At 69.0% G+C, this 26,971-nt stretch carries 23 protein-coding genes and 1 pseudogene; 15 read left to right on the top strand and 9 right to left on the bottom strand.

Annotation, left to right across the window (positions count from 1 at the left end; all coding sequences use genetic code 11):
- Positions 1-76 precede the first annotated feature (76 nt).
- Positions 77-667, top strand: a complete 591-nt coding sequence (locus OHA17_RS41025) for an LmbU family transcriptional regulator (RefSeq protein WP_331721431.1) — start codon at positions 77-79, stop codon at positions 665-667.
- Between the two features lie 128 nt (positions 668-795).
- Here OHA17_RS41025 and OHA17_RS41020 read toward each other — a convergent pair whose 3' ends face one another.
- Entirely contained in the window at positions 796-1,467 is a 672-nt protein-coding gene (locus tag OHA17_RS41020) for an FMN-binding negative transcriptional regulator (protein ID WP_331721430.1), read from the bottom strand.
- 384 nt (positions 1,468-1,851) lie between these two features.
- Here OHA17_RS41020 and OHA17_RS41015 point away from each other — a divergent pair, with 384 nt between their 5' ends.
- A complete protein-coding gene (locus tag OHA17_RS41015) occupies positions 1,852-3,195 on the top strand; it encodes a lysine N(6)-hydroxylase/L-ornithine N(5)-oxygenase family protein (protein ID WP_331721429.1) in 1,344 nt (447 codons plus the stop codon).
- A 93-nt stretch (positions 3,196-3,288) separates the two neighbouring features.
- Here the strand turns inward: OHA17_RS41015 and OHA17_RS41010 are convergent, their stop codons facing one another.
- Positions 3,289-3,501: an MbtH family protein gene (locus tag OHA17_RS41010; RefSeq protein ID WP_331721428.1), complete on the bottom strand. Its 213-nt coding sequence runs from the start codon at positions 3,499-3,501 to the stop codon at positions 3,289-3,291.
- Between the two features lie 509 nt (positions 3,502-4,010).
- On the opposite strand from OHA17_RS41010, the gene argJ reads away from it, so the two are divergent.
- The 4 genes from argJ to argC all read left to right on the top strand — a co-directional run bounded on the left by argJ (position 4,011) and on the right by argC (position 8,418).
- Entirely contained in the window at positions 4,011-5,165 is a 1,155-nt protein-coding gene (gene argJ, locus OHA17_RS41005) for a bifunctional glutamate N-acetyltransferase/amino-acid acetyltransferase ArgJ (protein ID WP_331721427.1), read from the top strand.
- Positions 5,162-6,064, top strand: coding sequence for an acetylglutamate kinase (gene argB / locus OHA17_RS41000; RefSeq protein ID WP_331721426.1), 903 nt, complete (start codon positions 5,162-5,164; stop codon positions 6,062-6,064). The genes argJ and argB overlap by 4 nt, the downstream gene beginning before the upstream one ends.
- A complete protein-coding gene (locus OHA17_RS40995; protein ID WP_331721425.1) occupies positions 6,061-7,314 on the top strand; it encodes an acetylornithine transaminase in 1,254 nt (417 codons plus the stop codon). The genes argB and OHA17_RS40995 overlap by 4 nt, the downstream gene beginning before the upstream one ends.
- A gap of 75 nt (positions 7,315-7,389) precedes the next feature.
- The gene (gene argC / locus OHA17_RS40990) at positions 7,390-8,418 is read left to right on the top strand and encodes an N-acetyl-gamma-glutamyl-phosphate reductase (RefSeq protein ID WP_331721424.1); all 1,029 of its coding nucleotides are present in this window, start codon (positions 7,390-7,392) and stop codon (positions 8,416-8,418) included.
- Positions 8,419-8,718: 300 nt separating this feature from the next.
- Here argC and OHA17_RS40985 read toward each other — a convergent pair whose 3' ends face one another.
- A complete protein-coding gene (locus OHA17_RS40985; RefSeq protein ID WP_331721423.1) occupies positions 8,719-9,438 on the bottom strand; it encodes a TetR/AcrR family transcriptional regulator C-terminal domain-containing protein in 720 nt (239 codons plus the stop codon).
- Positions 9,439-9,679: 241 nt separating this feature from the next.
- Between OHA17_RS40985 and OHA17_RS40980 the strand changes: the two genes are divergently transcribed.
- From OHA17_RS40980 to OHA17_RS40970, 3 genes are all read left to right on the top strand, one after another.
- The gene (locus OHA17_RS40980) at positions 9,680-11,230 is read left to right on the top strand and encodes an MFS transporter (RefSeq protein WP_331721422.1); all 1,551 of its coding nucleotides are present in this window, start codon (positions 9,680-9,682) and stop codon (positions 11,228-11,230) included.
- Between the two features lie 127 nt (positions 11,231-11,357).
- Positions 11,358-11,702, top strand: a complete 345-nt coding sequence (locus tag OHA17_RS40975) for a hypothetical protein (RefSeq protein ID WP_331721421.1) — start codon at positions 11,358-11,360, stop codon at positions 11,700-11,702.
- A 378-nt stretch (positions 11,703-12,080) separates the two neighbouring features.
- Positions 12,081-14,321 carry an MMPL family transporter gene (locus OHA17_RS40970; protein ID WP_331721420.1) on the top strand — a complete coding sequence of 747 codons (2,241 nt, stop codon included), beginning with the start codon at positions 12,081-12,083 and terminating at the stop codon, positions 14,319-14,321.
- Positions 14,322-14,690: 369 nt separating this feature from the next.
- On the opposite strand, the gene OHA17_RS40965 is transcribed toward OHA17_RS40970, so the two are convergent.
- From OHA17_RS40965 to OHA17_RS40950, 4 genes are all read right to left on the bottom strand, one after another.
- Entirely contained in the window at positions 14,691-14,918 is a 228-nt protein-coding gene (locus tag OHA17_RS40965) for a ferredoxin (RefSeq protein ID WP_331721419.1), read from the bottom strand.
- Between the two features lie 3 nt (positions 14,919-14,921).
- A complete protein-coding gene (locus OHA17_RS40960) occupies positions 14,922-16,160 on the bottom strand; it encodes a cytochrome P450 (RefSeq protein WP_331721418.1) in 1,239 nt (412 codons plus the stop codon).
- Positions 16,161-16,548: 388 nt separating this feature from the next.
- The gene (locus tag OHA17_RS40955) at positions 16,549-17,385 is read right to left on the bottom strand and encodes a DUF4097 family beta strand repeat-containing protein (protein ID WP_331721417.1); all 837 of its coding nucleotides are present in this window, start codon (positions 17,383-17,385) and stop codon (positions 16,549-16,551) included.
- Between the two features lie 82 nt (positions 17,386-17,467).
- On the bottom strand, positions 17,468-18,004 hold the full coding sequence (locus OHA17_RS40950; protein WP_331721416.1) for a toxin-antitoxin system HicB family antitoxin: 537 nt from the start codon (positions 18,002-18,004) through the stop codon (positions 17,468-17,470).
- A 340-nt stretch (positions 18,005-18,344) separates the two neighbouring features.
- Between OHA17_RS40950 and OHA17_RS40945 the strand changes: the two genes are divergently transcribed.
- Positions 18,345-18,884: a hypothetical protein gene (locus OHA17_RS40945; RefSeq protein ID WP_331721415.1), complete on the top strand. Its 540-nt coding sequence runs from the start codon at positions 18,345-18,347 to the stop codon at positions 18,882-18,884.
- 241 nt (positions 18,885-19,125) lie between these two features.
- On the opposite strand, the gene OHA17_RS40940 is transcribed toward OHA17_RS40945, so the two are convergent.
- Entirely contained in the window at positions 19,126-20,016 is an 891-nt protein-coding gene (locus OHA17_RS40940; RefSeq protein WP_331721414.1) for a LysR family transcriptional regulator, read from the bottom strand.
- A 129-nt stretch (positions 20,017-20,145) separates the two neighbouring features.
- On the bottom strand, positions 20,146-21,042 hold the full coding sequence (locus tag OHA17_RS40935; protein ID WP_331721413.1) for a LysR family transcriptional regulator: 897 nt from the start codon (positions 21,040-21,042) through the stop codon (positions 20,146-20,148).
- Positions 21,043-21,261: 219 nt separating this feature from the next.
- On the opposite strand from OHA17_RS40935, the gene OHA17_RS40930 reads away from it, so the two are divergent.
- The 5 genes and pseudogenes from OHA17_RS40930 to OHA17_RS40910 all read left to right on the top strand — a co-directional run bounded on the left by OHA17_RS40930 (position 21,262) and on the right by OHA17_RS40910 (position 26,817).
- Positions 21,262-21,654 (top strand): VOC family protein, encoded by a 393-nt coding sequence (locus OHA17_RS40930; RefSeq protein ID WP_331721412.1) that lies wholly within the window; start codon positions 21,262-21,264, stop codon positions 21,652-21,654.
- A gap of 116 nt (positions 21,655-21,770) precedes the next feature.
- The gene (locus OHA17_RS40925) at positions 21,771-23,306 is read left to right on the top strand and encodes an MFS transporter (RefSeq protein WP_331721411.1); all 1,536 of its coding nucleotides are present in this window, start codon (positions 21,771-21,773) and stop codon (positions 23,304-23,306) included.
- Between the two features lie 187 nt (positions 23,307-23,493).
- Positions 23,494-23,925, top strand: coding sequence for a hypothetical protein (locus tag OHA17_RS40920; protein ID WP_406510981.1), 432 nt, complete (start codon positions 23,494-23,496; stop codon positions 23,923-23,925).
- Between the two features lie 141 nt (positions 23,926-24,066).
- Positions 24,067-25,047, top strand: a pseudogene (locus OHA17_RS40915) (transposase); the annotation flags it as partial.
- A 102-nt stretch (positions 25,048-25,149) separates the two neighbouring features.
- Entirely contained in the window at positions 25,150-26,817 is a 1,668-nt protein-coding gene (locus OHA17_RS40910; protein WP_331721409.1) for an IS1182 family transposase, read from the top strand.
- Positions 26,818-26,971: the final 154 nt, after the last annotated feature.

Genomic DNA, 26,971 nt, shown 5'->3' with positions numbered 1-26,971 from the left:
CCCCTTCCGCCGAAGGCCCCAAGGCCTGCCCATGCAGCGTCGGGGCAGCGGCGCTGACGAGTCGCGCCATGGCCAGGTGCTCACGACGAAGGTGGGTCTGCAGATTCCGGCGGGGATGACCTACGAGGACTGGGAGCAGGCCGGCCGTCAGCTCTCCGGCATCGTGGACTCGTCCTCGTGGTGGCTCGGCGACTGGCTCGTCTATGGCAAGGACCACTACACCGACCGCTACCAGCGGGGCATCCGCACGGCTGGGCTGCAGTACCAGACACTGCGCAACTACGCATGGGTCGCGCGGCGGTTCGAGTTCGGCCGGCGGCGGCAGGCACTGACGTTCCAGCACCATGCCGAGATAGCCTCCCTGCCCGTCGACGAGCAGGAGGTGTGGCTCGACCGCGCCGAGCAGAAGAAGTGGACCACCAAGCAGCTCCGCGGCGCCCTGCGGGTGGCGCGTGCGGGCGAGCCGCGCGGTGGCAAGCAGCTCCAGACGACGCGGCGCCTCGCACTGCCCGACAGCCGCCTGCAATGGTGGCACAAGGCCGCGGAGCAGTCGGGTCTCGACCTCGAACAATGGGTCCTGGAGACGCTCGACAGCGCGGCCGGACGGGCTCTGGAGGAGATAGCGGAGATGGAGCAGATGCGGGAGCGGGCCAGCATCAGCGCCTGACCCCGCAGAACCGGAAGGCGGGAGCCGCCGCGCCCGGACAAATGCCGAGGGCCCACACTCCAGCCGGAGTGGGGGCCCTGACGGCTGCCCGGACGAGAGGCTCTAGGCGACGATGTGCCCTCGCTCTCTCAGACCCGCGCGCACGGCAGCTCGCTCATGAGCCTGGCCGTCTCGCGGTGACGGCCGCACTCGCGGCCGGCGAAGGACTGCTGCACGCGGTCACGGACTTCCGGCGCCTGCTCCTGGCTGAGCTTGAACATGCCGTCGGCGCCGGTCACCCGGACCCGGAACGCACCGACGGCCGGCGCGAGTTTGTGGAAGTAGCCGATGGACTCGGACATGTCCCAGCCGGTGCCGAATTCGCCCTCGAAGGCCTGCACGGTGGACTGCACCACCTCCAGCGTGTCGTCGAGCGAATCGAATTTCTCCACCACGCCATGTACATGCACCGAGGTGAAGTCCCAGGTCGGAGCGGCCGGTGTGAAGTCGTAGACCGTCGGCGAGACATAGGCGTGCGGGCCGGTGAAGACAAGCAGGACCGCGCTTCCCGACTTGAGCGCTTCCCAGTGGGGATTCGCCCTGTTCATATGGCCGAGCAGGGTCATTCCGGACAGGTCGTCGGTCGGTTCGTCATTCATCTGCGGATCCGGTATGACCGGCAGGTGAGTGGCGAACGGGCTCGCGGGAGAACTTCCGTCGGCCGGACTGCTGTTGGTCGCCATAAGTGCCATCGGATTGTTGCGGATCAGGTCGACCATCCATGAACCGTCCGGTTCACGATATTGGCTGGGAACGAACATCCGGCATCCACCCTTTCGGAGATCTCACTCGAAGTACGGGTTCAAGCAGCATCGACGCTACTGGTGCATCGAGCGGTTCTGTCAAATATTTTTGGAGCAGTCGCCGTGCTGTCCTGTCGACAGGACAGAGGCGCCCGGTGCACGCCTTGACCGAAAGTCTTGCAACGCTCGTCCGGCCGCTCTACGTTGGTTCCCGAAGCGTTCTTGAGTGCAATACGCGAGTGCTTGTCTCCCGGACTGCCGGTTGAGATTCCGATACCACCTGCCGTGCACTTGACGACAGTTGACGACTTTCCTGATCAGGGGCCTCTTGGGGTATACACAGATTGGCCTGCCGAAACTGCGGCAGGTTCCGTCACAGCTACGCAAACGGGAGAATTCTCTATGAGTACTCGTGCACACGAGGTATACGACGTGGTCGGCATCGGTTTCGGCCCGTCAAACCTGTCGCTCGCCATCTCCCTGGAAGAACACCGGGAGAATGTTCCGGCGCATCCGACCAAAGCCGTTTTCTTCGAGCGGCAGTCCGCGTTCGGCTGGCACCGCAACATGCTGCTGCCGTCGGCCACCATGCAGATCTCGTTCCTGAAAGACCTGGCCACCTTCCGGAACCCGGTGTCGCGCTTCGGCTACGTGTCGTACCTGCACGAGTCGGGCCGGCTGGCGAAGTTCGTCAACAACATGGACTTCTTCCCCACCCGTCTGGAGTTCCACCAGTACCTGGAATGGGCGGCGGCGAGCTTCAACGACCGGGTCCACTACGGCTCGGACGTCACGGCGATCCGCATGCCGCCGGCCGTCGGCGCCGAGCGGCCCGACTGCCTTGAGGTCGAGGTCAGGGACAACGCCACCGGCGCCAAGCGCCTGGTCAGCGCGCGCAACGTGGCCATCTCGACAGGGCTCGTACCGCGCATGCCGCAGGGCATGAAGAGCGACGAACGCGTCTGGCACAGCTCGGAGTTCCTGGCCAAGTACCGACGCATGAACCCGGCCGACCTCAAGAGTGTGGCGGTGGTCGGCGCCGGCCAGAGCGCCGCCGAGATCACCCGGTTCCTGTACGACAGCCTTCCGCACGCGCAGGTTTCGGCGGTCTTCCCGTCGTACGGATACTCCGTCGCGGACGACACGCCTTTCGCGAACCAGATATTCGACCCGGACGCGGTCGACCACTACTACTACGGAACGGAGAAGGCACGGGAATCGTTCTGGCGCTACCACAAGAACACGAACTACTCGGTGGTCGACGCCGACGTCATCAAGGACTTGTACCGGCGCTCCTACGACGAGGACGTCCAGGGTGTCCAGCGCCTGCACTTCCTCAACATGACGCGGGTCAGGGAGGTCAAGCGGGCCGGAGACGAGACGCGCGTCCTGTTGGACACCTTGCTCGACGGCCACACACGGGAACTCGACGTGGACGCGATCGTCTTCGCCACCGGTTACGACTCTCTGGACCCGAGCCGCCTGCTCGGCGACCTCGACCGCCACTGCCTGCGCGACGACGCCGGGCGCCACCAGGTACAGCGAGACAACCGGCTGGTCACCACCCCGGAACTGTCCTGCGGCATCTACATCCAGGGAGGTACCGAGCACACCCACGGCCTGTCGTCGGCCCTGCTGTCGAACATCGCCGTACGCAGCGGCGAGATCGCCGACTCCATCGTCAGCAGCCGTCCCGCGCCGCGGCAGCGGGAGGCCCAAGGGGTGCTGGCCGCGGTGGGCGGATGAGCCGTGACCCTGCGCGAACGGCCCGTCAGCCGGGCTGACGAGCCGTTCGCATGTCCCGCGGCGGGGCTATGGAGACTGCCGGCGGGCAGTCGCCTAGGCGGCCATCGCCTCGCGCAGGCTCTTCGGCCGCAGGTCGGTCCAGTTCTTCTCCACGTACTCCAGGCACTCCTGGTGGCTCTCCTCGCCGAACGCCACCCGCCAGCCGGCGGGAACCTCGACGAAGGACGGCCACAGGGAGTGCTGCTCCTCCTCGTTCACCAGGACATAGAACTGGCCATCCGCGTCATCGAACAGGTTGCTGCTCATCGTCCACTCCAATTCAAGCCGTTCACGATCGGCTTTCCAGCGGGAAGCCATTTCGTGATCCGTGTACTCTGCGAGGTGGATAGGCTCCCCAGCCCGCATTCTTAGGGTGTTCGGCCTGTGGGAGCCGGGGCTTTCGGCGACTCCGGGCTCTTGCAGGCCGGTTGATCGGTCCATGCATATCAGCGTTGCGCCTGCGGTCAAAGCCAGGCGGTTCTGCCCTGGATCAGACCTTGAGGTGTCCTGTGGACAGGACAGTCCGTGCTGAAGGACTTGAATTGCCAGCAGTTTGGCACAAGGCGCTGGACGGACGGTCAAGTTCCGGCCGATAGTGGCCGACGTACCCCTCCGGCACCGGCGACGGAGCCCGGGGACACCGGTCGGCAAAGATGCGATTCACCGGCCCTTTGCGGCGGCCGTGCCGCCCCCCACCAACAGCACGGACCGCGGCCTTGTCGGTGGCCGCCATCGGCCCTCAGGAAACAGGAATTTTCCACCTTAGGAGTTTCGCCATGAGTGTTACGGCAGCGCAGGGCTTCTCAGCCGCAGGCGTCGCAGCCGGAATCAAGAGCAATGGCAACCCGGATCTGGCCATTGTGGTCAACAGCGGCCCCAGCAGAGCCGCGGCGGGCGTCTTCACCTCCAACCGGGTGCAGGCCGCGCCCGTCGGGTGGAGCAAACGGGTGCTGGCCGGCGGGGTGGTGAGCGCCGTCGTCCTCAACTCCGGTGGCGCCAACGCGTGCACGGGACCGGAAGGCCTGAAAGACACGCGAGCCACCGCCGAGAAGGCGGCCGAGGTGCTCGACGGGCACAGCGCCGACCAGGTCGCCGTCGCCTCCACCGGGCTCATCGGCGTCCGGCTGCCGATGGACCGGCTGCTGCCGGGAGTCGAGAAGGCGGCCGTCGAACTGTCCGCGGACGGCGGCGAGAACGCGGCGGTCGCCATCATGACCACCGACTCGGTGCACAAGACCGCCGTGTACGAGGGCGACGGCTGGACCCTCGGCGGCATGGCCAAGGGCGCGGGCATGCTCGCTCCCGGCCTCGCCACGATGCTGGTGGTCCTGACCACCGACGCGGACCTCGCCAGCGAGACCCTGGACGAGGCGCTGCGGGCGGCGACCCGCACCACCTTCGACCGGGTCGACTCGGACGGCTGCATGTCCACCAACGACACCGTGCTGCTGCTTGCCTCCGGAGCCTCCCAACAGACCCCGGAATACGGGGAGTTCGCCGAGGCTGTGCGTACGGTGTGCGACGACCTGGCGCGCCAGCTCATCGGCGACGCCGAGGGCTCCTCCAAGGACATCCGCATCGACGTCGTCGGCGCGGCTTGTGAGGACGACGCCGTCGAGGTGGCCCGGACCATCGCCCGCAACAACCTCCTCAAGTGTGCCATCCACGGCGAGGACCCCAACTGGGGACGGGTGCTCGCCGCGATCGGCACCACACGGGCGGACTTCGACCCGGACCGCCTCAACGTCGCCTTCAACGGCGTGTGGGTCTGCAAGGACGGGGCGATTGGCGAGGACCGCGACGGGGTGGACCTGCGCGGCCGGGAGGTCGTCATCACGGCCGACCTCGCGGCGGGCACCGAGTCGGCCACCGTCTGGGCCAACGACCTGACCGCCGAGTACGTCCACGAGAACAGCGCGTACGCCTCATGAAGACCGACCAGCACCCGGGCCTGGCCAAGGCGGAGTCCATCATCGAGATGCTGCCGTGGCTGGTCCGCCACCGGGGCGAGATCGTCGTCATCAAGTTCGGCGGCAACGCCATGGTCGACGACGAGCTGAAGGCCGCCTTCGCGCGCGACGTCGTCTTCCTGCACCACGCCGGGCTGAAGCCGGTGGTCGTCCACGGCGGCGGGCCGCAGATCAGCGCGGAGCTCGACCGGCGCGGTCTGGCCAGCGAGTTCAAGGCCGGCCTTCGCGTCACCACGCCCGAGGCGATGAACGTCGTGCGCATGGTGCTCGCCGGCCAGGTCCAGCGCGAGCTAGTCGGCCTGGTGAACCAGCACGGCCCGCTCGCCGTCGGCCTCACGGGCGAGGACGCGCACACCATCACGGCAGCCAGGCACTGGCCCGAGATTAATGGCGAGTTGGTCGACATCGGCCGGGTCGGTGAGATCACCGAGGTCGACACCGGCGCCATCGAGGCGCTCCTCGAGAACGGCCGGATCCCGGTGATCTCCTCGATCGCCCACTCACAGGACGACGGACATGTCTACAACGTCAATGCTGATACGGCGGCTGCGGCACTCGCTGCGGCGCTTGGCGCTGAGACCCTGATGGTCCTCACCGATGTCGAAGGCCTCTACGCCGACTGGCCCAACAGCGACGAGGTGATCGGCAGGCTCACGGCGACGGAGCTGGAGAAGCTGCTGCCCGAGCTGTCCAGCGGCATGGTGCCCAAGATGGCCGGCTGCCTGCACGCGGTACGCAACGGCGTGAGCGACGCCCGCGTCATCGACGGCCGGGTCCAGCATGCGGTCCTCCTTGAGATGTTCACGGACGAGGGAGTCGGCACGGTGGTCGTGCCGGACGACGAAGAGGGGAAGTCATGAGCGAGGGTGCGAATACGGAGCTCGTCGGGCGCTGGCAGGCGTCGCTGATGGGCAACTACGGCACGCCGCGCGTCCCGCTGGTGCGCGGTGAGGGCACCGCCTTCTGGGACGCCGACGGCAAGAGGTACCTGGACTTCGTCGGCGGCATCGCCGTCAACGCCCTGGGCACCGCGCACCCGGCCGTCGTGCGGGCCGTCAGCGAGCAGATCGGCCGGCTCGGTCACGTGTCGAACCTCTTCGTCGCCCCGCAGCCGGTGGAGCTCGCCGAGCGGCTGCTCCAGCTCGCCGGCCGCCCGGGGCGGGTCTTCTTCTGCAACTCGGGCGCCGAGGCCAACGAGGCGGCCTTCAAGATCGGCCGTCTGACCGGGCGCCGGCACATGGTGGCCACCCACGGCGGCTTCCACGGCCGCACCATGGGCGCCCTGTCGGTCACCGGCCAGTCGGCCAAGCGGACCCCCTTCGAGCCGTTCCCCGAGGACGTCACCTTCGTCGAGTTCGGTGATGCCGAGGCTCTGCGCCGCGTCGTCACCGAGCGCACCGCCCTCGTCGTCATCGAGCCGATCCAGGGCGAGAACGGCGTGATCGTCCCGCCGCCCGGCTACCTCGCCGCCGCCCGCGAGATCACCCGGGCCGCCGGAGCGCTGCTCGCGGTGGACGAGGTGCAGACCGGCATCGGTCGCACCGGCCACTGGTTCGCGCACCGGGCGCGGGGCATCGAGCCGGACATCGTCACGCTGGCCAAGGGCCTCGGCGGCGGTCTCCCGATCGGCGCGACCCTCGCCTTCGGCACAGCCGCCCAGCTCCTGGGCCCGGGTTCGCACGGCACCACCTTCGGCGGCAATCCGGTCGCCTGCGCCGCCGCGCTCGCCGTACTCGACACCATCGCCGGCGACGACCTCCTGCACCACGTCGAGCGGCAGGGCGAGAAGGTGCGCCGAGGCATCGAGGAGCTCGCGCACCCGCTGGTCGAAGAGGTCCGCGGCGCGGGTCTCCTGCTGGGCATCGTCCTCGCCGAGCCGCTGGCCCTCCAGGTGCAGCAGGCGGCGGAGGAAGCGGGCCTGCTGGTGAACGCCGTCGCGCCGGAGGTGATACGCCTCGCCCCGCCACTGATCCTGGGCGACGACGACGTGGCCGCCTTCCTGCGCACACTGCCCCGGGTACTGAACCAGGTGCACGAGGGGTGGCGCCGGGCGTCGACGGCCGTCGACGCCCTGACCGAGGTGCGTACCGAGCACCTGGCCCGGCTTTGAGATGCCCATGACCGACAGTGCCGACAGCGGCCACCGGGGGCCGGTACGACGACAGGTCCGCGACGGGGAGAACTCATGAAGATACGAGCAGCGGTGGCGGGAGCGAGCGGATACGCGGGAGGAGAGGTGCTGCGGCTGCTCCTCAACCACCCCGATGTCGAGATCGGCGCCCTGACCGGCAACTCCAACGCGGGCCAGTACCTGGGAGCGCTGCAGCCGCACCTGCTGCCCCTCGCCGACCGCGTCCTGGAACAGACCACCGCCAAGTCGCTGTCCGGCCACGACGTGGTCTTCCTCGCCCTGCCGCACGGCCAGTCCGCCGCCGTCGCCGAACAACTGGGCCGCGGGGTCCTCGTCGTCGACATGGGCGCCGACTTCCGGCTCCGGAACGCCGCAGACTGGGAGAAGTTCTACGGCTCCCCCCACGCCGGCACCTGGCCCTACGGGCTGCCCGAACTCCCCGGCGCCCGCGCCGCGTTGGAGGGGTCCCGGCGCATCGCGGTGCCCGGCTGCTACCCCACCGCGGTCTCGCTGGGGCTGTTCCCCGCCTACGTCGGACGGCTCGCCGAGGCCGAGGCGGTGATCGTTGCCGCGTCCGGAACCTCCGGCGCGGGCAAGGCGGCCAAGCCACACCTACTGGGTTCCGAGGTCATGGGCAGCATGTCGCCGTACGGAGTGGGCGGCGGGCACCGGCACACCCCGGAGATGGCGCAGAACCTCGCCTCCGTCGCGGGTGAGCCGGTCACCGTGTCGTTCACGCCCACCCTGGCGCCGATGCCGCGCGGCATCCTGGCCACCTGCTCGGCGAGGGCGAAACCGGGAGTGAGTGACGAGGCCGTGCGCGCGGCGTACGAAAAGGCGTACGCGGACGAGCCGTTCGTGCACCTGCTGCCCGAGGGACAGTGGCCGACGACTGCGGCTGTGTACGGGTCCAACGCGGTGCAGGTCCAGGTCGCCTACGACGAGAGCGCGCGTCGCGTCATCGCGGTGTGTGCCATCGACAACCTCACCAAGGGCACCGCCGGCGGCGCGGTGCAGTCGATGAACATCGCCCTCGGGCTGCCGGAGGAGACGGGCCTGCCCGCGACCGGGGTGGCGCCGTGAACACCGCCGGGACCGGGAGGGCCCCAGGGCTGCGCCGGTGACGCCCCGGAGGCGGGGCGGCCGCTGAGGCCCAGCCGATATGCCGTCGTGGGCGGCACTCCCAAGGACGCGCCGTCACCACGGCGCCGCACGAAGCGCCCTGCCCACGAGCCGGGGCGCTGGACGAAGGCGCCCCACCCACGGGTGCCTCGGCGACGGGCGCGGCAGCCGGGTCGTACCAGGGACCCGGCTGCCCGCCGGCGCCGCGGTAGACAGCGGCCGCCGAGAACTTCTCGGCGGCCGCTGTCTACCGCGGATGCTCTAGGCCTCCAGGCCGTTGAGGAGCCGGTCCAGGCCGTAGGTGAAGATGTCCGTCGAGTCGCCGCCCATCGGGTCACTGCTGCGGCGCGACACACACCAGGCGTGCAGCCGCGGGTAGGGCTGCGCGGCCTGTTCGACGGCCGGCCACAGGTCCTCAGCCCACTCCTCCTGGCTCTTGCCGCTCCGGGTGAGCGCTGTCAGCCACGCCGCCTCACTGGTCCCCATGCCGACGACGTAGGCGACGAGGGCCTTCATGGCGTGGTCGGCCTCGTCCAGATCGCAGCCGCCCGCCTCGAACACGGCCAGCAGCCGGTCGGTGTTGCGCATCATGTTCGGGCCGAGCGAGGAGAATCCGGCCCGGCCGAGCACGGAAACCAGCCAGGGGTGCCGCAGGATGGCGGCCCGCAGGCTCTGGGCGCTGTGGGCGGCCGCCGAACGCCAGCCCGCCTCCTGCGCGTCCGGGACCTCCATCTCGCCATAAACCTCGTCCACGACCAGCTCGATCAGCTCGTCCTTGCTGGCCACGTGCGAGTACAGCGAGGTGGCCCCGGCGTTCAGACGAGCCCCCAGGCGCCGCATGCTCAGGGCTTCGAGCCCCTCGGTGTCGAGCAGTCGAATCGCCTCGGCCACGATCTGTTCGCGGCTCAGCGCCGGCTGCTCACGTCGAGCGCGGTGCGGGCGAGTCCACACCGATCGGATCAGCTGCTCCTTGGCAGGCATGGGGCCTCCTTCTCTCGTCATCTCAGGATAGCGCGACTTTCGCACGATGTACGGGGTTGCGTACAGTGTTCGTTGAGCGTACGGTGTTCGCTAGAACGAACGGCGTGCAGACCTCGGGGGGTGGCTTGAAACGGACTAGCGTCTAGATAAAAAACCGGCACGCTGGTTTGATGGCTGCCTAAGCTCCCCCCACCCGGGCGCGGCTGTTCGCCTTGCCCACACCGTTCGAGAGGTATTCAAGATGGAACGTCATCCGCGACGCTGGCTCATCCTGATCGTGCTGTGTCTCAGCACGCTGGTGCTGGTCATCGACAACATGGTGCTCACCGTGGCGGTTCCGCACGTCGCGGAGGACCTGAAGGCGAGCGCCCAGGACATCCAGTGGATCATCGAGTCCTACATGCTGGTCTTCGCCGGCCTCCTGCTCACGGCGGGAAGCCTCTCCGACAAGTTCGGGCGACGGCGAGTCATGATCATCGGTCTCGCGGCCTTCGGCGCCGCGTCGGTCCTGGCCACCTGGGCCGGAAGCCCTGAGCAGCTGATCCTCGCCCGCGTCCTGATGGGCGTCGGCGGCGCACTGATCATGCCCAGCACGCTGTCCATCCTCATCACCGTCTTCGACGACGAGGAGCGGCCCAAGGCCATCGCGGCCTGGAGCGCGGTGGCCATGGTCGGCCTGGTCGGCGGCCCGGTGCTCGGCGGTGCCCTGATCGCTCAGTTCTGGTGGGGCTCGGTCTTCCTGATCAACATCCCGATCGCGTTCCTCGCCATCATCGCGGCCCTCATCCTCATGCCGGAGTCCAAGGGCCCCTGGCGCAAGGCCGACCCGGTCGGCATGGTGCTCTCCATCGTCGGCATGGCCGCGCTGGTCTGGACGATCAACGAGCTGCCCAAGGGTGGTCTCGGCCACGCCAGCACCGTCGTCTCCCTCGCCGTGGCCGTGGTCGGCCTGGTGTCCTTCGTGATCTGGGAGACCCGCGTCGAATCGCCGATGGTGCCGCTCACTCTGTTCCGCAACAAGATCTTCACCGGCGCCAGCTTCTCGCTCGTGCTACTGACCTTCGCCAACGGCGGCCTGATGCTGGTGCTCACCCAGTACCTGCAGTACGTCCTGGACTACACCCCCGTCCAGACCGGCCTGGCCTTCACCCCGCTGGCCGTCGCGACCCTGGCGTTCAACGGTGTTGGTGCGGGCCTCATCCCGAAGACCGGCAACCGCCCCATCGCCGTGGTGGGTCTGCTCCTCATCGCGTCCGGGTTCGCGACGCTGTCGACGCTTTCGATCGGCGACGGCTGGGGACCGCTGATCACGGCCATGGTCCTCATGGGTGCGGGCAGCGGTCTGGCGATGCCCGCGGTCATGTCGGCCCTGATGGGTGCCGTGCCGGAGGAGCACGCCGGTGTCGGCTCCGCGCTCAACGACACCATCCAGCAGGCCGGTGCCGCCCTCGGTGTCGCCGTTCTGGGTGCTGTCCTGTCGGGTACCTACACCAGCTCGATGCCCGGTTCGGCGCCCGAGACGGCCAAGAAGTCCATCGTCGACGCACTCGCCGTCGTCGCCCAGACGAAGGACTCCTCGCTGCTCGACACCGTCCACCAGGCGTTCACCGACGCCATGTCCGCCAGCTTCCTGGCGGGCGCCGGCGGCGTCGTGGGCGCCGCCGTCCTGGCCCTCTTCCTCATCAAGGGAGGCAAGGCGGCCCCTGCGGCGGAGGGTGCAGAGGCCGGTGCGGAGCAGGCCGCCTCGGCGCCGGACGTCGCGGGCGCGGGGGCCGTGGAGGCCAGCCACTGATCCCGGCAGACCGCCCGAGCGCACAGCGGTGACCGTGGCCGACGTGGCAAGTCCACGCCGGCCACGGTCACCGCTCGGCCGTTTTCGACCCGACTTTCCCCAACGGAGGGGTGACCGTTCCGTGGCCATGACCAGCGCCCCCGCCTCACCTCCGCCCATCGGCGCGGCACCCGCGCCCGGGCGGCGTCGCGCCGCCTTCGCCCTCACTCAGGTGCTCGACGCCCTCGGACCCGGGGTGCACCGGCTCTGCTGCAGCGCCCAGGAACCCGACGGGCGGTACGTCGTGGCGGAGGCCGCGGTGACGCTCCCGGGCCGCCTCGACCTGGCGCTCGAAGGGCTGTGGCAGGTGGAGGCGGCGCTCGATGCCGCCTTCCGTGACGCCCGCGCCGAGTTCGCCGTCCTGATCGCGCAGACCTTCGCCGAGCCCGCATCCCTCGCGTGCGGCTGGCGGGTGTCGGGCGGCCGACTGTAAGCCATTGAGACCGCCCGACTCCAGGAAGCCGTGACGCCGTGCCCGGGCATCGGCGCCCCCGTACCCGTCGCGTACGCCGCGCCCGCCCTCACCGAGCCCCGTCCCGCGGACCGCTAGCCCGCGCCCTGCAGACGACCGCAGGCCGCCGGTCTGCCGCCTCAAAAACATATTGGCGAACCTGTTTGTGGGGCGCAATTGACCCCATACCGGGATCGAAACATCCACCGCCTCAAGAGTGAATCGAGATCAACTCAAGCCTCAATCCAGGGCACTTGAGGCACTTCCGGCTCCGCGGATACCTTCAAGGAAACCGTCTGAGCGGTTTTCGAGTGTGCTCCAAGTCCTGCTGTCCCCGACCCCAACGGGAGTCCTTTCGCCGTGGCTACGTTCCTCTACAAACTGGGCCGCTTCGCCTTCCGACGGCGGGGCTTGATGGCACTGCTGTGGGTACTGATCTTCGGCGGAGTGGGCTTCGCCGCCTCATCCGCTCCCACACCCCCGGCCGATACGTTCTCGATGCCGGGAACCGAGTCGCAGAAGGCCTTCGACCTGCTGCAGGCCAAGTTCCCCGCCGCCAGCGCCGACGGCGCCAGCGCCCGCGTCGTCGTCCGCGCACCCAAGGGCGAGAAGATCTCCGCGCCCAAGCACAAGGCCGAAGTGGCCGGACTCGTCGCAGACCTGTCCAAGGGCCCGCAGGTCGTCGCGGTCACCGACCCGTTCCAGACCAAGGCCGTCAGCAAGGACGGCACGACCGTCTACGCGGTCGTCACCTACAAGGTCGCCGCGCCCAAGCTGACCGACCAGGCGCACGACGCACTGACCAAGGCCACCGACAAGGCCCGTGGCACGGGCCTGACCGTCGAGGCCGGCGGTGACGCGGTCAAGGTGGAGGCCTCGATGGGAGGCACCGGCGAGAAGATCGGCATCCTCGTCTCCGCCGTCGTCCTGCTCATCACCTTCGGCTCCGTGATCGCCGCCGGCATGCCGCTGCTCACGGCCCTGATCGGGGTCGGGATCGGCATCTCCGGCATCACCGCGCTCGGCAGCACCCTCGGTCTGTCCAGCACGACCTCGACGCTGGCGATGATGCTCGGTCTCGCCGTCGGCATCGACTACGCCCTGTTCATCGTCTCCCGCTACCGCGCCGAGATCGCCGAGGGCCGCGACCGTCAGGAGGCCGCCGGGCGTGCCACCGGCACCGCGGGTTCGGCCGTCGTGTTCGCCGGCCTGACCGTCATCGTCGCGCTCGCGGGTCTGGCCGTCGTCAACATCCCGATGCTCACCAAGATGGGGCTGGCGGCAGCGGGCACCGTTGCCGTCGCCGTCCTCATCGCGATCACCCTCGTCCCCGCGCTGCTCGGCTTCGCACCCGTCAAGGTGCTGCGCCGCAGGGACCGCAAGCAGCACTACGGCAAGCCGCTCTCGGAGCGCCAGCAGCGCAAGGCGGCCAAGCGGGCCGCCAAGGCGGGCCCCAACCTGGGTGCACGCTGGGCGGGTTACGTCCTGCGCCACCCGGTGGGCGTCCTGCTGATCGCCGTCGTGGGCCTCGGCGCCTGCGCCGTGCCGGCCGCCAGCCTCGAACTCGGGCTGCCCGGCGAGGGCACGATGGCGCCGGAGACCACCCAGCGCAAGGCGTACGACATCCTCTCGGAGTCCTTCGGCGCCGGGTTCAACGGCCCGCTGATGGTCACCGTCGAGGCCAAGAACGCCGCCTCCGCGGCCGACGGCGTGGCCAGGGCCCTCGCCAAGGAGAACGGCGTCGCCTCGGTGTCTCCGGCCACGGTCAACAAGGCGGGCGACACCGCGATCCTCAACGTCGTCCCGACCACCGGGCCGACCGACAGCAAAACCCAGGACCTGGTCCACTCCATCCGCCACACCGTGACCGGCCTCCAGGCCGCGAACGGCGCGGAGATCCTGGTGACCGGCCAGACCGCGATGTTCATCGACTTCTCCAAGACGCTGGACGACGCGCTGCTGCCGTACCTCGGCCTCGTGGTGGGCCTCGCGTTCCTGCTCCTGATGGTGGTCTTCCGCTCGGTCCTCGTACCGCTGAAGGCGGCGCTCGGCTTCCTGCTGTCGGTGAGCGCGGCGCTCGGCGCGGTCGTGGCGGTCTTCCAGTGGGGCTGGCTCGCCAAGGTCTTCGGAGTCGCCCAGCCGGGTCCGGTCATGAGCACGATGCCGATCTTCATGATCGGCGTGGTGTTCGGTCTCGCGATGGACTACGAGGTCTTCCTCGTGACCCGCATGCGGGAGGCCTACGTGCACGGAGCACAGCCCGGCGAGGCGGTCGTCACCGGCTTCCGCTACGGCGGTCGGGTCGTCAGCGCCGCCGCGATCATCATGGCCAGCGTCTTCTCGGGCTTCATCATGGAGGACAACGACCTCATCAAGATGATCGGCTTCGGCCTCGCCGTCGCCGTCCTCTTCGATGCCTTCATCGTCCGGATGACGATCGTGCCCGCCCTGCTCGCACTGCTCGGCAGGTCCGCCTGGTGGCTGCCCCGGTGGCTCGACTGGCTGCTGCCGAACGTGGACGTCGAGGGCGAGAAGCTGAGCCGCGTGGGGCCCGCCCCGATCCCGATGCACCCGCGCCGGGAGCGCCAGCTCGTGGACTGATCACCCGTCATGGCTCCGAGGTCCAGTGGCTGCTGGACCGCGGGGTCACACGGCGCCATCGTCTGACCCACAGCGATTCGCACGCCGTACGCCATTGCGTACGGCGTGCGAATGGTCGTACAGTGTTCGACATCGGCGCGCCGCCATCCCCCGTCGGCGCGCCGACCAGGCTTTGCCTCCGGCCAGCCACGAAACTGCACGCACGATGCATGTCGGCCCGTGCAGTCTGCGGGGTTGCGCGTGTTCGTCCCCGTCGGTGCCCCATGGGCAGGCCGTGCCGACCGCTCGGGACCGTCCGCGCCGCGTGCGGGGATCCGGGCAGGACGGCCGAACCGGCAGGAGCGCCTTTGCTCCTGCCGGATTCACGGGCTACTCGGCCGCCGGTGAACTTCCGCCCGCCCGCTGGGAGATGACGGTGATGGCCCCGGCGGGGCAGAAGCCGGCGGCCTGGCGGGCCGCCGTGTCCCGCTCTGGTGACGGGGGGACCGGCAGCAGAAGGACCCGGCCCTCCTCCGCGTCCTGGTCGAACAGTTCGGGGGCAGTCAGCGCGCACATGCCCGCGCCCTGGCAGCGCTCGCGATCGATGACGACTCGCACCGGCTACTCCCCGTCCCAGGTGACGGGGAGCCGGTGCACCCCGTAGACGTCCATGCCGACGCGCAGCGGCACCTCCTCGGGCGGGACGGCGAGCCGCAAGGTCGGGAAGCGGGTGAACAGCGCCGGAAGGGCGACCCGCATCTCCACACGGGCCAGTTGCTGGCCCAGGCACTGGTGCACGCCGTGGCCGAAGGCCAGATGCCCGGTGGCCTTGCGGCGCAGGTCGAGGGTGTCGGGATCGGCGAACCTGGCCGGGTCACGGTTGGCTGCCTGCACCGAGATGGTGACCGACTCTCCGGCCTTGATCAGTTGGCCGTCGATCTCGACATCCTCCAGCGCCGCCCTCACTCCGGTGTGGGCGATGCTCAGGTAGCGCAGCAACTCCTCCACCGCCAGGTCTGCGAGGTCCGGCTCGCCGCGCAGAGCGGCGGCCTGCGCGGGGTTGCTCAACAGCGCAAAGGTGCCGAGCCCGATCATGTTCGCCGTGGTGTCGAGCCCCGCCGCCAGCAGGAAACTCCCGACGCCTGCCAGTTCGACGTCCGTGAGGTCGCTTGTGGTGAGGTCGCTGAGCAGGTCGTCGGTGGGGCGGGCCCGCTTGGCCAGCACCAGCGTCTGCACCACCTCCTGAAGCGCGGTGTAGGCGGCGAACTGCTCCTCCCTAGTGGCATCCACGCCGCTCAACGTCGCCGCGTGGCGCTGGAAGACCTCGCGGTCGGCCTCGGGCACGCCGAGCAGCTCGCAGATCATCAGCGCCGGGATGGGGTGCGCGTACGCCTCCACCAGATCGACCGAGGGGCCGCGGCGCTCCATGGCGTCCAGGTGCTCGGCAGTGATCTGCTCGACGCGCGCGGTGAGTTCTCGCATCCGGCGGACCGTGAACTTGCCGGCGAGCAGCCGCCGGTAGCGGGTGTGTTCGGGCTGGTCGATCCCCGTGAGGTCGCCGACCTGTGCGGGGGGCATCTCGGTGATGTCCCCGCCGGGGAACGGGTAGTGCATGAGTTCGTACCGCGAGCTGAAGCGGGAGTCGGCGGCTAAGGAGCGGACCACGGCGTAGCTGGTGGCCAGCCAGCCGATGTGCCCATCGGGGTAGCGCATCCGGACGAGCCCGCCCTGTTCGCGCATCTCGGCCAGTTCACTGGGCGGGCTGAAGGGGCAGCCCGTGGGCCGTTGGGTGGGCAGCCCGGCGAGTGGCGCCGCCTCGTGGGCGGATCCGGACGTGTGGCTGGATGGTTCGTGTCGCATGGTGTCCTCCGATGCGGAAATGCCTGGGTGGTCAACGACGTGACGTGCAGGGTGAAACGATGGTGCGGCGGCTGCCCGCCGGGTGGTCCGGCAAGCCGATGCCGTCCGGGCAGCACGAAGTCGCCCGGGGCGGACGATCACGAGGTGGAGTTGACGGTCGTCCCGTGCGGGGAACGGTGCGGGGACGCAGAGCGCGGCGCGAGCGGCACGTCCGGTGTGGGTCGGATTGAGTGGGAGCGGGGAGAGCCGGTTCGGTGGCGCTCTCGCCCGTGACGTCGGGCCCGGGCCGTGCGAAGCCGGTACCTCGGCAGCGCCTTGTCGCCAGGGGCGCATACTGTGCGACGCCCCGGGTCGTGGCAGCCATATCGCTGGGGTCGTGCGAGGGGGGTCAGGGGCGGCGGATCACGATGTCGCCCACTCCAGTGCGGGCGCGTACCTCGACGGTCTCGTCGGACGTCGCGGGGCCCTCGGACGCGCCGAGGGAATTGCGCACGCTGCCGATGCGGGTGTTCACGTCGAGCCAGGCTGCGGTGGAATCACGGATGCCGACCTCGACATCACCGGCCGCGGTCTGCAACACCACTTGGCCGCGCGCCACTTCGCCGATCCGGATGCCGCCGCTGGCGGACTTGGCGTCGACCCCTGCATGCGCGATGCCCACGGAGATGCGGCCGTTGGACGCCTTCGCCCGTAGCTCGCCGGTGACCTCGCCGACGGTGGTCTCGCCATTGACGTTCTTGACCGTCGCTGTCCCCGCGATCTCGCCGATGTCGATCCGGCCGGCGCCGGAGACCTCGGCGTCCCCCGTCACCCGGTCCACGCGGATGTCGCCGTGGTCCGTGCCCAGCCGCACGGTGCTGGCCTCGTCGATCTGGATATCACCGAGCGCGGTCCTGAGCCGGCAGTCCCCGAGCGGGCCCGCGCAGGTGAAGTCCGCCATGGACGAGGTGCCTTGGACGTCAGATCCGGCCGGCAGCTCGATGTTCACCTCGACCGACCCGGGCTTGCCGAACAGGGAGTGCTTCTTGGGTCCCCTGACGAGCAGTCTGCCGCCCGAGCAGGTGACTCTGGTCTGCTGCGCGGCCTGTACGTCGATGTCGTCGGCGCCGTTGCTCGGGAGCACATCGACGACCGTGTCGGTGCGCTTGCCTGCGGTGATCCGTGCCGAGCCGACGTCGAATTCGACGGTGACGGAGATGGGGCCTGGGGTGTCGAAAGTGGGCATGGTGTCCCGTTCTCGTGGCGGTGGAGTGCGTTCCCGCCGATGCGGCGGGGAGGGGTGAGAGGTGGTGGGGTTCGCGTCCGCGCTAGCGGACCCAGCCCGTGTACCCCTGTCGGCCCAGATGTCTACTGCGTCCCTGCATGCGGCTGGGCTCGGCGGGTTCCAGGGCAGTGGCGGCGGCCCGGATCAGCCAGGCGTTGACCGAGAGGCCCTCCTGGGCCGCGGCTTCTTCCAGCCGGTTCTTGAGATGGGCGGGGAGGCGGAAGTTGATCCGCGCGGTACTGCCGTCGTCACCGTCCGTCGGGGCGGGCGCCAACGGCGCCCGCGCACCGTTCGGCGTGCTCGCGCGCTCTCCCGCATCCTCGTACGCCTCCTGGCTCGGCGGCGGTGTCACCACGAACTCGGGATCGAGCCCACGAAGCCGTACGTCGACCGAGCCCGGTGCCAGATCACGGGTGACCTCACCCATGGCGGCCGACAGCGCGTTCAGCAGGGTGAGCCGGGCGGCCGACTCCAGGGGAGCGGAGAGCCGCTCGGCCAGGGCCCGTGCTTCGGCTCCGCCCGCATCCGCGGCGACCGCGAGCTCGTGCCGGAGATTGTCGACGTACGGAGTAAGGTCCATGACGCCATAGTGGCACCGTTTTGGCGCCATCGCAAGTCGCTATGGCGCCCGCCTGGCATCCTGTCTGCCGGGCGGCGCCAAGGCGCCGGTGCACGGCCGGTGTGTCTCCCACCGCCTGTCCTGTTGCCGGTACGGATGGTGCGAGGCCGCACGGAGCCGCTTCGGCCTCGATTTCCTTGCCTCGGCCGGTTGTTGTTCTGCAAGCTGGAGCTGCGCCAGGCCTTCCAGCCGCGAATTCCGGGACTCGGCAACCTTGCCGTCATGCTGTCCCGTCGGCCGGTGAGCAGAGGGTCCGGCGGCCGCTGCTGTCACGAGGCGGCATATCGGAGGGACCTCAACTGTGAGCAGTGGCATCGCCTTAGGGCTCGTGATCGTCGCGCTGGTCGTACACCGGCAGGAGCGCGCCAGGACCGTACGCGAGAACTGTCACCCGGCGCTGCCGGGGCTCCTGGCCGCGCTGGGGATACTCGCACTCTCCTTCGGTGTGGCATCCGTCGTGAAACACCACCCGCTGGACGCCGCGACCGTCTCCCTCGTGATGGCGAGCCTCGTCGTGGGCGCGGGATTCGGGGTGGCACGGGCCCGCACCGTGAGCGTATGGCGTGAACCCGGAGGGCCGGCCCTCTGTAAGGACACGGCTCGCACGACGACCCTGTGGTTCGCCTCTGTCGCGGCCCAGTTCAGCATCGGCGCGTGGATCGACAAGACCACGGGAGCCGGAGCGCTCGGGTTCTCCGCCCTCTACCTCTACCTGGCGGTCTCCCTCGGAACGCAGAGCCTCCTGGTGCGCCGCCGGACCGCGTCCGGCCCCATCCATACGCCGCAGTTGGACGGCTCGGCGAGTCGCAGCCCGCGGGCACGTGTGCACACACCGAGCTGACCGGCGGGTCGGAAGTGAACGGCTTGCCGTCAACTCCCCTGTATATTCATGGGAGTTGACGGTATGTCCGGCTTTCGGTCGAAGTCGTCTGCCAGGGCTTCGCGGTGGCACAGGTGTGGAAGCCCTGCCCGCCCCTGCTTGGTGTTCGTAGACGCAGTCGACGGCGACAACCTCGTCACACGATGGATGGGGGAGATCAACAGAGCAGGTTTGCCCCCACCTCAGAGCACCCAGTGGCCACTTAGAGCGCCGCCGTTCCCAGGTCACGGACCACCTGGACGAAGGCCCGGACGAGGTCGTTCTCGGCGCCGGTGCGCCACACGAGGCTCCAGTGCAGGCGGGGGGCGTCGTGCAGGGGGAGGTAGACGATGTCGGGGCGGGTGTAGTAACGGGTGACGTGGGCGCCGAGGCTGTTGACGGCTTCACCGGCGGCGACGATGGTGTACAGCGCGTCCAGGTTGTCCGCGGTGTGGTTGCGGTCGATCGGTCGGCCTTTAGGGGTCTGGAACGGCATGAAGGCGTCCTCCCAGTAGCCAGGCAGCGGTGTGGTCGAGCCGATGACGCCGTAGTCGCCCAGGACTTCGACGGAGACCGACTTCCGGTCGGCCAGCAAGTGGTCCCGCGCCGCCAGAGCCACCCGGTGCTCGGTGAACAGAACAGGCCCGACCGTTAGATCGGGTTCCTCGACCGGGGTCCAGGACACCAAAAGGTCGATGTCGCCGGCGCGCAGGGGAGCGAACGGGTCGATGAACCCGTTGTGGCGGATCCGCAGTCCCCACTCGGGGTGCCGGGAGCGGAAGGTGTCCCAGTACGCGCGCAGGTCATGGGCGTTGCTGGGCATCATGCCGACCCGCAGGATGTCCATCTTGCCCAGGGCGGCCGCTCTGGCCCGCTCAAGGCTTTGCCGAAGCCCCCGGTAGACCGGCCGCAGGTCGTCGCGCAGTCGCTCACCGACCGTGGTCAGCCGCACGGCGCGGCTGGTGCGCTCGAACAGCTCGGCGCCAATCGCGCGTTCCTGTTTCTTGATGGCCTGACTGACCCGGGCCGGTGAGACATGCAACCGCTCGGCGGTCCGGCCGAAGTGCAACTCCTCGGCCAGCGTCAGGAATATCTCGATGTCACGCAGCTCCACCGCTTTCTCCCCCTCCGTCAGCCACACGCTTTGACCTGCGACATCGCACCCTACGTGCTCAGTCGGCGGCGTAACCAGGACGGTTGCGGGGGCCCGGCCACGAGCACGCCCCACCGGCAGGCGAAGGGGCTATGCCGGGGTCTCCTTGTCCGCGGCTTCGAGGAGGGTCCGTACGAAGTCCTGGACAGCGACGGTTTCGCCGCTGGCTGGCCAGGAGAGGCCGAACTCGATGGGAGGGGCGTCGAGCAGGGGGATGTAGGCGAGGTCGGGGCGGGCGTAGTAGCGGGCGGAACGGATGGAGGTGGGACAGACGCCCTTGCCCGCCGCAACCAGGGAGAGTGCCTCCTGCCAGGCGATCGTGGCGGGCCCGCGCGGGATCGCGCGCCCGGCCGGCGTGCGGTGCGGCAGGTGGGCGTCGAGCCAGTACTGCGGCGGGCCGGTGATCGTGATCAGGGGGATGCCTGCGAGGTCTTCCAGGCGGACCGACTCCCGCTGAGCGAGCGGGTGGTGAGCAGGGACAGTGAGGGCGCGCTGGTCGGAGTAGACGACGGGCCCGTTGACGATGTCGTCCTCGTCGACGGGCAGTTCGGTCAGCTGGAGATCGATGTCTCCCGCGCGCAGCGCCCCGAAGCGGTCATGCAGCGGCATCTCAGCGATCTGGACCTCGCAGCCGGGATGGCGGGTCCGGAACTGGTCGGCGGCCTTGACGATCAGGTTGCCGCACCAGGCGCTGGAGAAGCCGACCTTCAGCACGCCCGTGATGCCGCGCCCGACCGCCGAGGCCGTAGCGATGGCCTGCTGGATCTGGCGATAGCCCACCTCCAGGTCGTCCCGCAGTCGCTCGCCGACCGCGGTCAGTCGCACGGCGCGGCTGGTGCGCTCGAACAGCTCGGCGCCGATGACGCGTTCTTGTTTCTTGACGGCCTGGCTGACCCGAGCCGGTGAGACATGCAGCCGCTCGGCGGTCCGGGTGAAGTGGAGTTCTTCCGCGAGCGTCAGGAATATCTCGATGTCGCGCAGCTCCACCGTGCCCGGCCCTCCATGAACCTGTGGTCATAAACCTGTGGGTTAACGAACGTTGCAGGATTGGCCGTTGTTCCCCCCGCTGGCCACGGCCGATGCTGGATCTCGTCGCCGATGCCCGGCCGACTACACATCTGATCCCAGCAGAGGGCAGTCCCACATGATCCGTACCCGCGATGCGACGCCACCGGGGAAGCCGCGGCGCACCCACACGGCGACCGCATGAACATAACCGCCTCCGCCGTGGCCCTGTACGTCAACGATGCAGCCGCCTCGGCCAAATTCTTTACCGCCCACCTCGGATTCAGGGAGGTGGTGTCCCTGAGCGAGGAGTACATCTGCCTCAGCCGTGACGACGAAGCCGCCGACATCGTGCTGCTGCAGCGCTCAGCCGAGTCCCCGCCCGAGCAGACGAACGGCCGAGGGCCAACGAACGTGACCGTCACATTCACCGTCACCGCCATCGCCGACGAACACGCCCGGCTGCGCCAGGAGAACGCCCCCATCACCACACCGCTTCGCCAGAAGCCCTGGGGTGAGTGGACGCTCCAGCTCACCGATCCCAACGGGGTCGTCATCGAACTCGTCGAGTGGGTCCCGCCCGCCGGAGCCTGACCACCCTTCAGCAGACGTACGCCTCCACACGTCCCGGCCGTCTGCGCCCAAAGCCACCCCCATCGCGCACCGCCCCGCCAGTCCGGGATACCCGTGCGCCTTTCAGAGAGATGACTATGGAAGCGACAGCTGCTGCCCGTCACCCCCGCCGCTGGCTGATCCTCGTGGTCCTATGCCTCAGCACCCTGGTGCTCGTCATCGACAACATGGTGCTCACCGTGGCGGTCCCGACGATCGCGGAGGACCTGGGCGCGAGCGCTCAGGACATCCAGTGGGTCCTTGAGTCGTACATGCTGGTCTTCGCCGGCCTCCTGCTCACCGCGGGAAGCCTCTCCGACAAGTTCGGCCGGCGGAAGACGATGATCATCGGTCTCGCCCTGTTCGGCGTGGCCTCAGTGGTGGCCATGGAGGCCACATCACCCGCGATGCTCATTGTCGGCCGCTCCCTGATGGGGGTCGGCGGCGCGCTGGTCATGCCCGCCACCCTCTCGATCCTCATCACCGTCTTCGACGAGGCCGAACGCCCCAAGGCGATCGCCGTGTGGTCCGCGGGGGCCATGGTCGGCCTGGTCGGCGGCCCCGTCCTGGGCGGCGCTCTGCTCGCCCAGTTCTGGTGGGGCGTCGTCTTCCTCATCAACATCCCGATCGCGATCCTGGCGATCATCGCCGCCATGGTGCTGATGCCGGAGTCCAAGGGCCCCTGGCGCAAGGGCGACCCGGTCGGCATGGTCCTCTCGGTGATCGGGATGAGCGCGCTGGTCTGGACGATCAACGAGTTCCCCAAGGGCGGCCTGTCTCACCAGTCGACCCAGATGTCCCTGGTCGTCACCGTGGCAGCCCTGATCACGTTCGGCATCTGGGAGACCCGCTCGAAGTCGCCGATGATCCCGCTCGCCTTGTTCCGCGACAAGGTCTACACCGGCGCCAGCTTCTCACTGGTCTTGCTCACCCTCGCCAACGGCGGACTCATGCTGGTCCTGACCCAGTACCTGCAGTTCGTCCTCGGCTACACCCCTACCGAGGCCGGCCTCGCCTTCACCCCGCTCGCGCTCTCCACCCTCCTGTTCAACGCCATCGGCGCCTCCCTGCTCGCCAAGACCGGCAACCGCGCTATGGCCGTCCTCGGCCTTCTCGTTATCGCCTCCGGCTTCGCACTGCTCGCCAACCTGACGACCGAGTCGGGCTGGGGCGTCCTGGCCGGCGCGATGGTCCTGATGGGCGCGGGCGCCGGCCTCGCGATGCCCGCCACGATGGCCGCGATGATGGGCGCGATCCCGGACGAGCACGCCGGAGTCGGCTCGGCCCTGAACGACACCATCCAGCAGGCCGGCGCCGCCCTCGGCGTCGCCATCCTGGGCGCGATCCTCTCCAGCACGTTCACCAACCACATGCCCGCCGACGCCCCCGCGGCGGCCCGCCACTCCATCGGCGACGCGCTGGCGGCCTCGGCCCAGACCAAGGACAGCGGTCTGCTCAACGCGACCCACAGCGCCTTCACCGACGCCATGTCCGCCAGCTTCCTCGTCGGCGCCGCGGGCGTCGTAGGTGCCGCGATCCTTGCGGTCTTCCTCATGAAGGGCAAGGACAAGGAAGCCCCAGCTGCCGAGACCGCCGACCAGAACGCGACCGACGCCGCCCTCGCCACCCACTGACCCCGCCTCCCACCACACACGGATCGCGAGAGCGGTGACCTGGGCCCCTACCGGCCGAGGCCGCCGCTCTCGCCGTATCAGCTTGGCATTTAACCTCGGTCGCCCCTCAGCGGAACGATCGCGTTGGTGGTGCCGGTCGGGGAAAATCTGTGTCGACGCAGGCAGCAGCGCCTCTAACCTGCAAGCCATGCATCAGGATCGAAGGCGCGATCGACGACCAGTCCGCCATGTGCGGCCAGCGACGGTCCAGCATCAGGCTGCGGCCACCGAGGGAACTGAGGTTGTACTCGTCGGCTACTTCTCCGGCAAGCAGAAGGACTTCGCGGCGTTGATGGACACGGCGGCCCAGCAGGCGACGAAGCACGGTGTGCGCGTTGTGGGCCGTATCGTTCAGCGCCGCGGTGTCTCGGACGGCGGGGCCAAGAAGATGGCCTTCCCCTATTCCTCACGGACACTCCTGAGCTACGGAAAGGTCCGCGAAGTAGCCGCACTCTGCGAGCAGACGGACGCCGACGCGGCGCTCTTCTTGTCCACCCTTACCGAGCGCCAGCGTCGCGTGCTGACGGGGATGCTCGGCTGCCCCGCTGTGAGCCTGGCCGATGTCGTGGCAGTTGGCTGAACCGTCCTTCAGCCGGGGGCCTCGAACAGTGACCCGTACATGGGCGCTCGCTGGGGAGTTCACCGGACAGGCGGACGGCGCTCGCGGGAACATGCGTTCCGTCATGGAAGCGCACTCATAGGTAAGGCCGCAGGAGTGAGTCTGCTGGACCACAGTGCCCGGCACGAGGCGATCGACTTCACGTCCCACTTCAGGGAGGACCTCTACACGTGTCTGACCCGGCGCGGTGACACGCTGTTCGAGCTGTGCGACGCGATGCTCTGCGAGGACGGCCCGGTCACATCGCCGGTCGACCTGATGCTGCTGGCGGAACACCGGCGTGGGCACGGCGCGTTGGACGACGCGCTCAACCATGGGCGCATCGACGTGGCCAGGCTGCGCAAGGCGCTGGCCATGCTGCCGCAGCCCAAGGCCGCGGACGGGCGCCTGGTCCTGGCCGTCGATGTCTCCGCGTGGCTGCGGCTCGACGCGCCGACCAGCCCCGACCGTTTGTTCTGTCACGTTTACGGCCGCTCGGGACGCTCCTCGGACCAGTTCATTCCCGGCTGGCCGTACTCTTTCGTCGCCGTGCTGGAGACCGGACGGACGTCGTGGTGCCAGCTGCTCGACGCGGTCCGGCTCGGCCCCGACGACGATGCAGCCGAGGTCACCGCCGCCCAGGTCCGCCGCGTTGTCACCGATCTGATCGACCAGGGACAGTGGGAAGCCGGGGACGACGACATCCTGGTCGTCTCCGACGCCGGCTACGACGCCCCGCGTACGGCCTATCTCCTTGACGGCCTGCCCGTTGAGGTGCTGGGACGGATGCGTTCGGACCGGGTGATGCGACGGCCGACGCCCACGCTCAAGGAGTACGCCCTGTCGTATCCTCTCGGCGGGCGACCGCCGAAGCACGGCAAGGAGTTCCGCTTCGCCAGACCCGACACGTGGGGCGAGCCCGACACGGAGACCGTGCAGATTACCGACCGCTACGGCACCGCCCAGACCATGGCCTGGGACCGCATCCACCCCCGGCTCACCACCCGCAGCGCGTGGATCGACCACGACGGTGAACTTCCCGTCATCGAGGGCACCCTGATCCGCCTCCAAGTGGACCATCTGCCCGGCGGAGGTGACCCACTGGGCGACTCTGTCGGGAATCTTGAGGACTTCAGGCGCGGTGGCTTGATCGGCGGGCATGCTCAGGGTGGTTCATGAACTTGACGGCCGTACGTGAGGTGCTCGATGTCCATCCGCCCGCGCTCCGGTGTCCAGATCCCGCCCCTGACCGCGCGGGTGGCTCGGGCGAGCAATCCCCGCGGGACGACGGCGATATGGGTGCGGGACCGGCTGGATGGGCTGTGGCGGGACGAGGATTTCGTCGCCTGGTATCCACAGGACGGTCGGCCGGGTCTGTCGCCGGCCCAGCTGGCCACGGTCTGTGTGCTGCAGTTCCTGCACGGGCTGTCCGACCGGCAGGCGGCCGAAGCGGTCCGCTGCAGAATCGATTTCAAGTACGCCCTGGGCCTGGAACTTGACGATCCGGGCTTCCACCACAGTGTGCTGTCCGACTTCCGCGACCGGCTGGCCCAGGGGGACCGAGCAGATGCCCTGCTGGATCTCATGCTGGAGCGATTACGGACGGCCGGGCTGGTCAAGGAGCGCGGACGACAGCGCACCGACTCCACTTATGTCCTGTCCACAGCACGGGAGTTGACCCGGCTGGAGCTGGTCACCGAGGCGGTGCGGGCAGCCTTGGAGGAACTGGCCCGCGACGCGACCGAGATGCTGGACGGCCTGGTGACGGCCGAGTGGGGTGAACGATACGGGCGGCCGGTGCGGATGTGCAGCCAGCCCAGTCACCCCGTCGCCCGGCTCACCCAAACCGGCCTGGATGCCCGCGACCTGCTCGGACGCTTCCAGGAGAATCGCCCTGGCCAGGTCCTGGGACCCATGCTGGAAGTACTGCGGCAGATCATGGTGCAGCACTTCGTCGTCGATGCCCGTGGGCAGCTGCGGCCGCGCACCGAGCGGGACGGCCTGGCACCGGCCAGGATCCGGATCGAGTCGCCCTACGAAACCGAGGCCCGGTGGGTCCGCCGGGGCAACACGCGCTGGACCGGATACCTCACCCACGTCACGGAGACCTGCGGCGAGACGAGCATCAACGTGATCACGGACGTGGCCACCGTGGCGTCCGCGGCGGACAGCACTGCCCTGCCCGGCATCCACGCCCGCCTCCGGCACCGCCGGCTACTGCCCGCGCAGCACCTCGTCGACGGCGGTTACACCTCTGTCGCCCTGCTCGACGCTGCCGCCCGCGACCATCGCATTGACCTGGTCGGGCCGCTGAACCGGGGCAATCCCCAAAAGAGCAGACGCGAAAAGGGCTTCGCCCGCGAGGACTTCACCATCGACTTCGACCAACGCCAGGTCACCTGCCCCGCAGGTCAGACCAGCCGGACCTGGCTGGAACCACCGGCCATGGCCCCCTACACGGTCGTCCGCTTCCATGCCCGGCAGTGCGACCCCTGTCCGCAGCGCACTTCGTGTGCGCCCGGTCTCTCCGCACGCACTGTGAACTTCCTCCCCCGCCACCTCCATGAACTCCTGATACGTCATCGCGCTGACCAGCACGACCACGAGTGGCGGCGCCTCTACGCCTCCCGCTCCGGCGTCGAGGGAACAGTGAACGAGTTCGTCAACAACCATCAGATGCGGCGCTGCCGCTACCGCGGCTTGGCCAGGACCCACGTCCAGCATGTCCTGACCGCCATCGCCGTCAACATCGAACGCCTCGCCCAACAGGAACCCGCCACTTCCACCCACCGTCCCAGGCGACCCACAACGTTCCAGCAGTACCTCGAAGCCCGCGGGCTACCCCGGCCCCTCTGGTGGCGCCAAGGCAAGTGACCTTGGAATCTCAAGATTCCCGACAGAGTCGCTCAGTGTGACCGGGGTTCTCGGAGTGGTGTCGTCGGTGTTCGTCAGTGAGGGGGGCGAGCGGTCTTGGGCTTCGGCGCCTTGGTGGGTCGCCTGGTCATGAGCTCTCATGACCAGGCGACTG

The sequence above is a fragment of the Streptomyces sp. NBC_00212 genome, assembly GCF_045206365.1.
Taxonomy (GTDB): Bacteria; Actinomycetota; Actinomycetes; order Streptomycetales; family Streptomycetaceae; genus Streptomyces.
The sequence above is the reverse complement of the archived record's forward strand: the minus strand, read 5'-3'. Positions and strand labels throughout refer to the sequence as shown.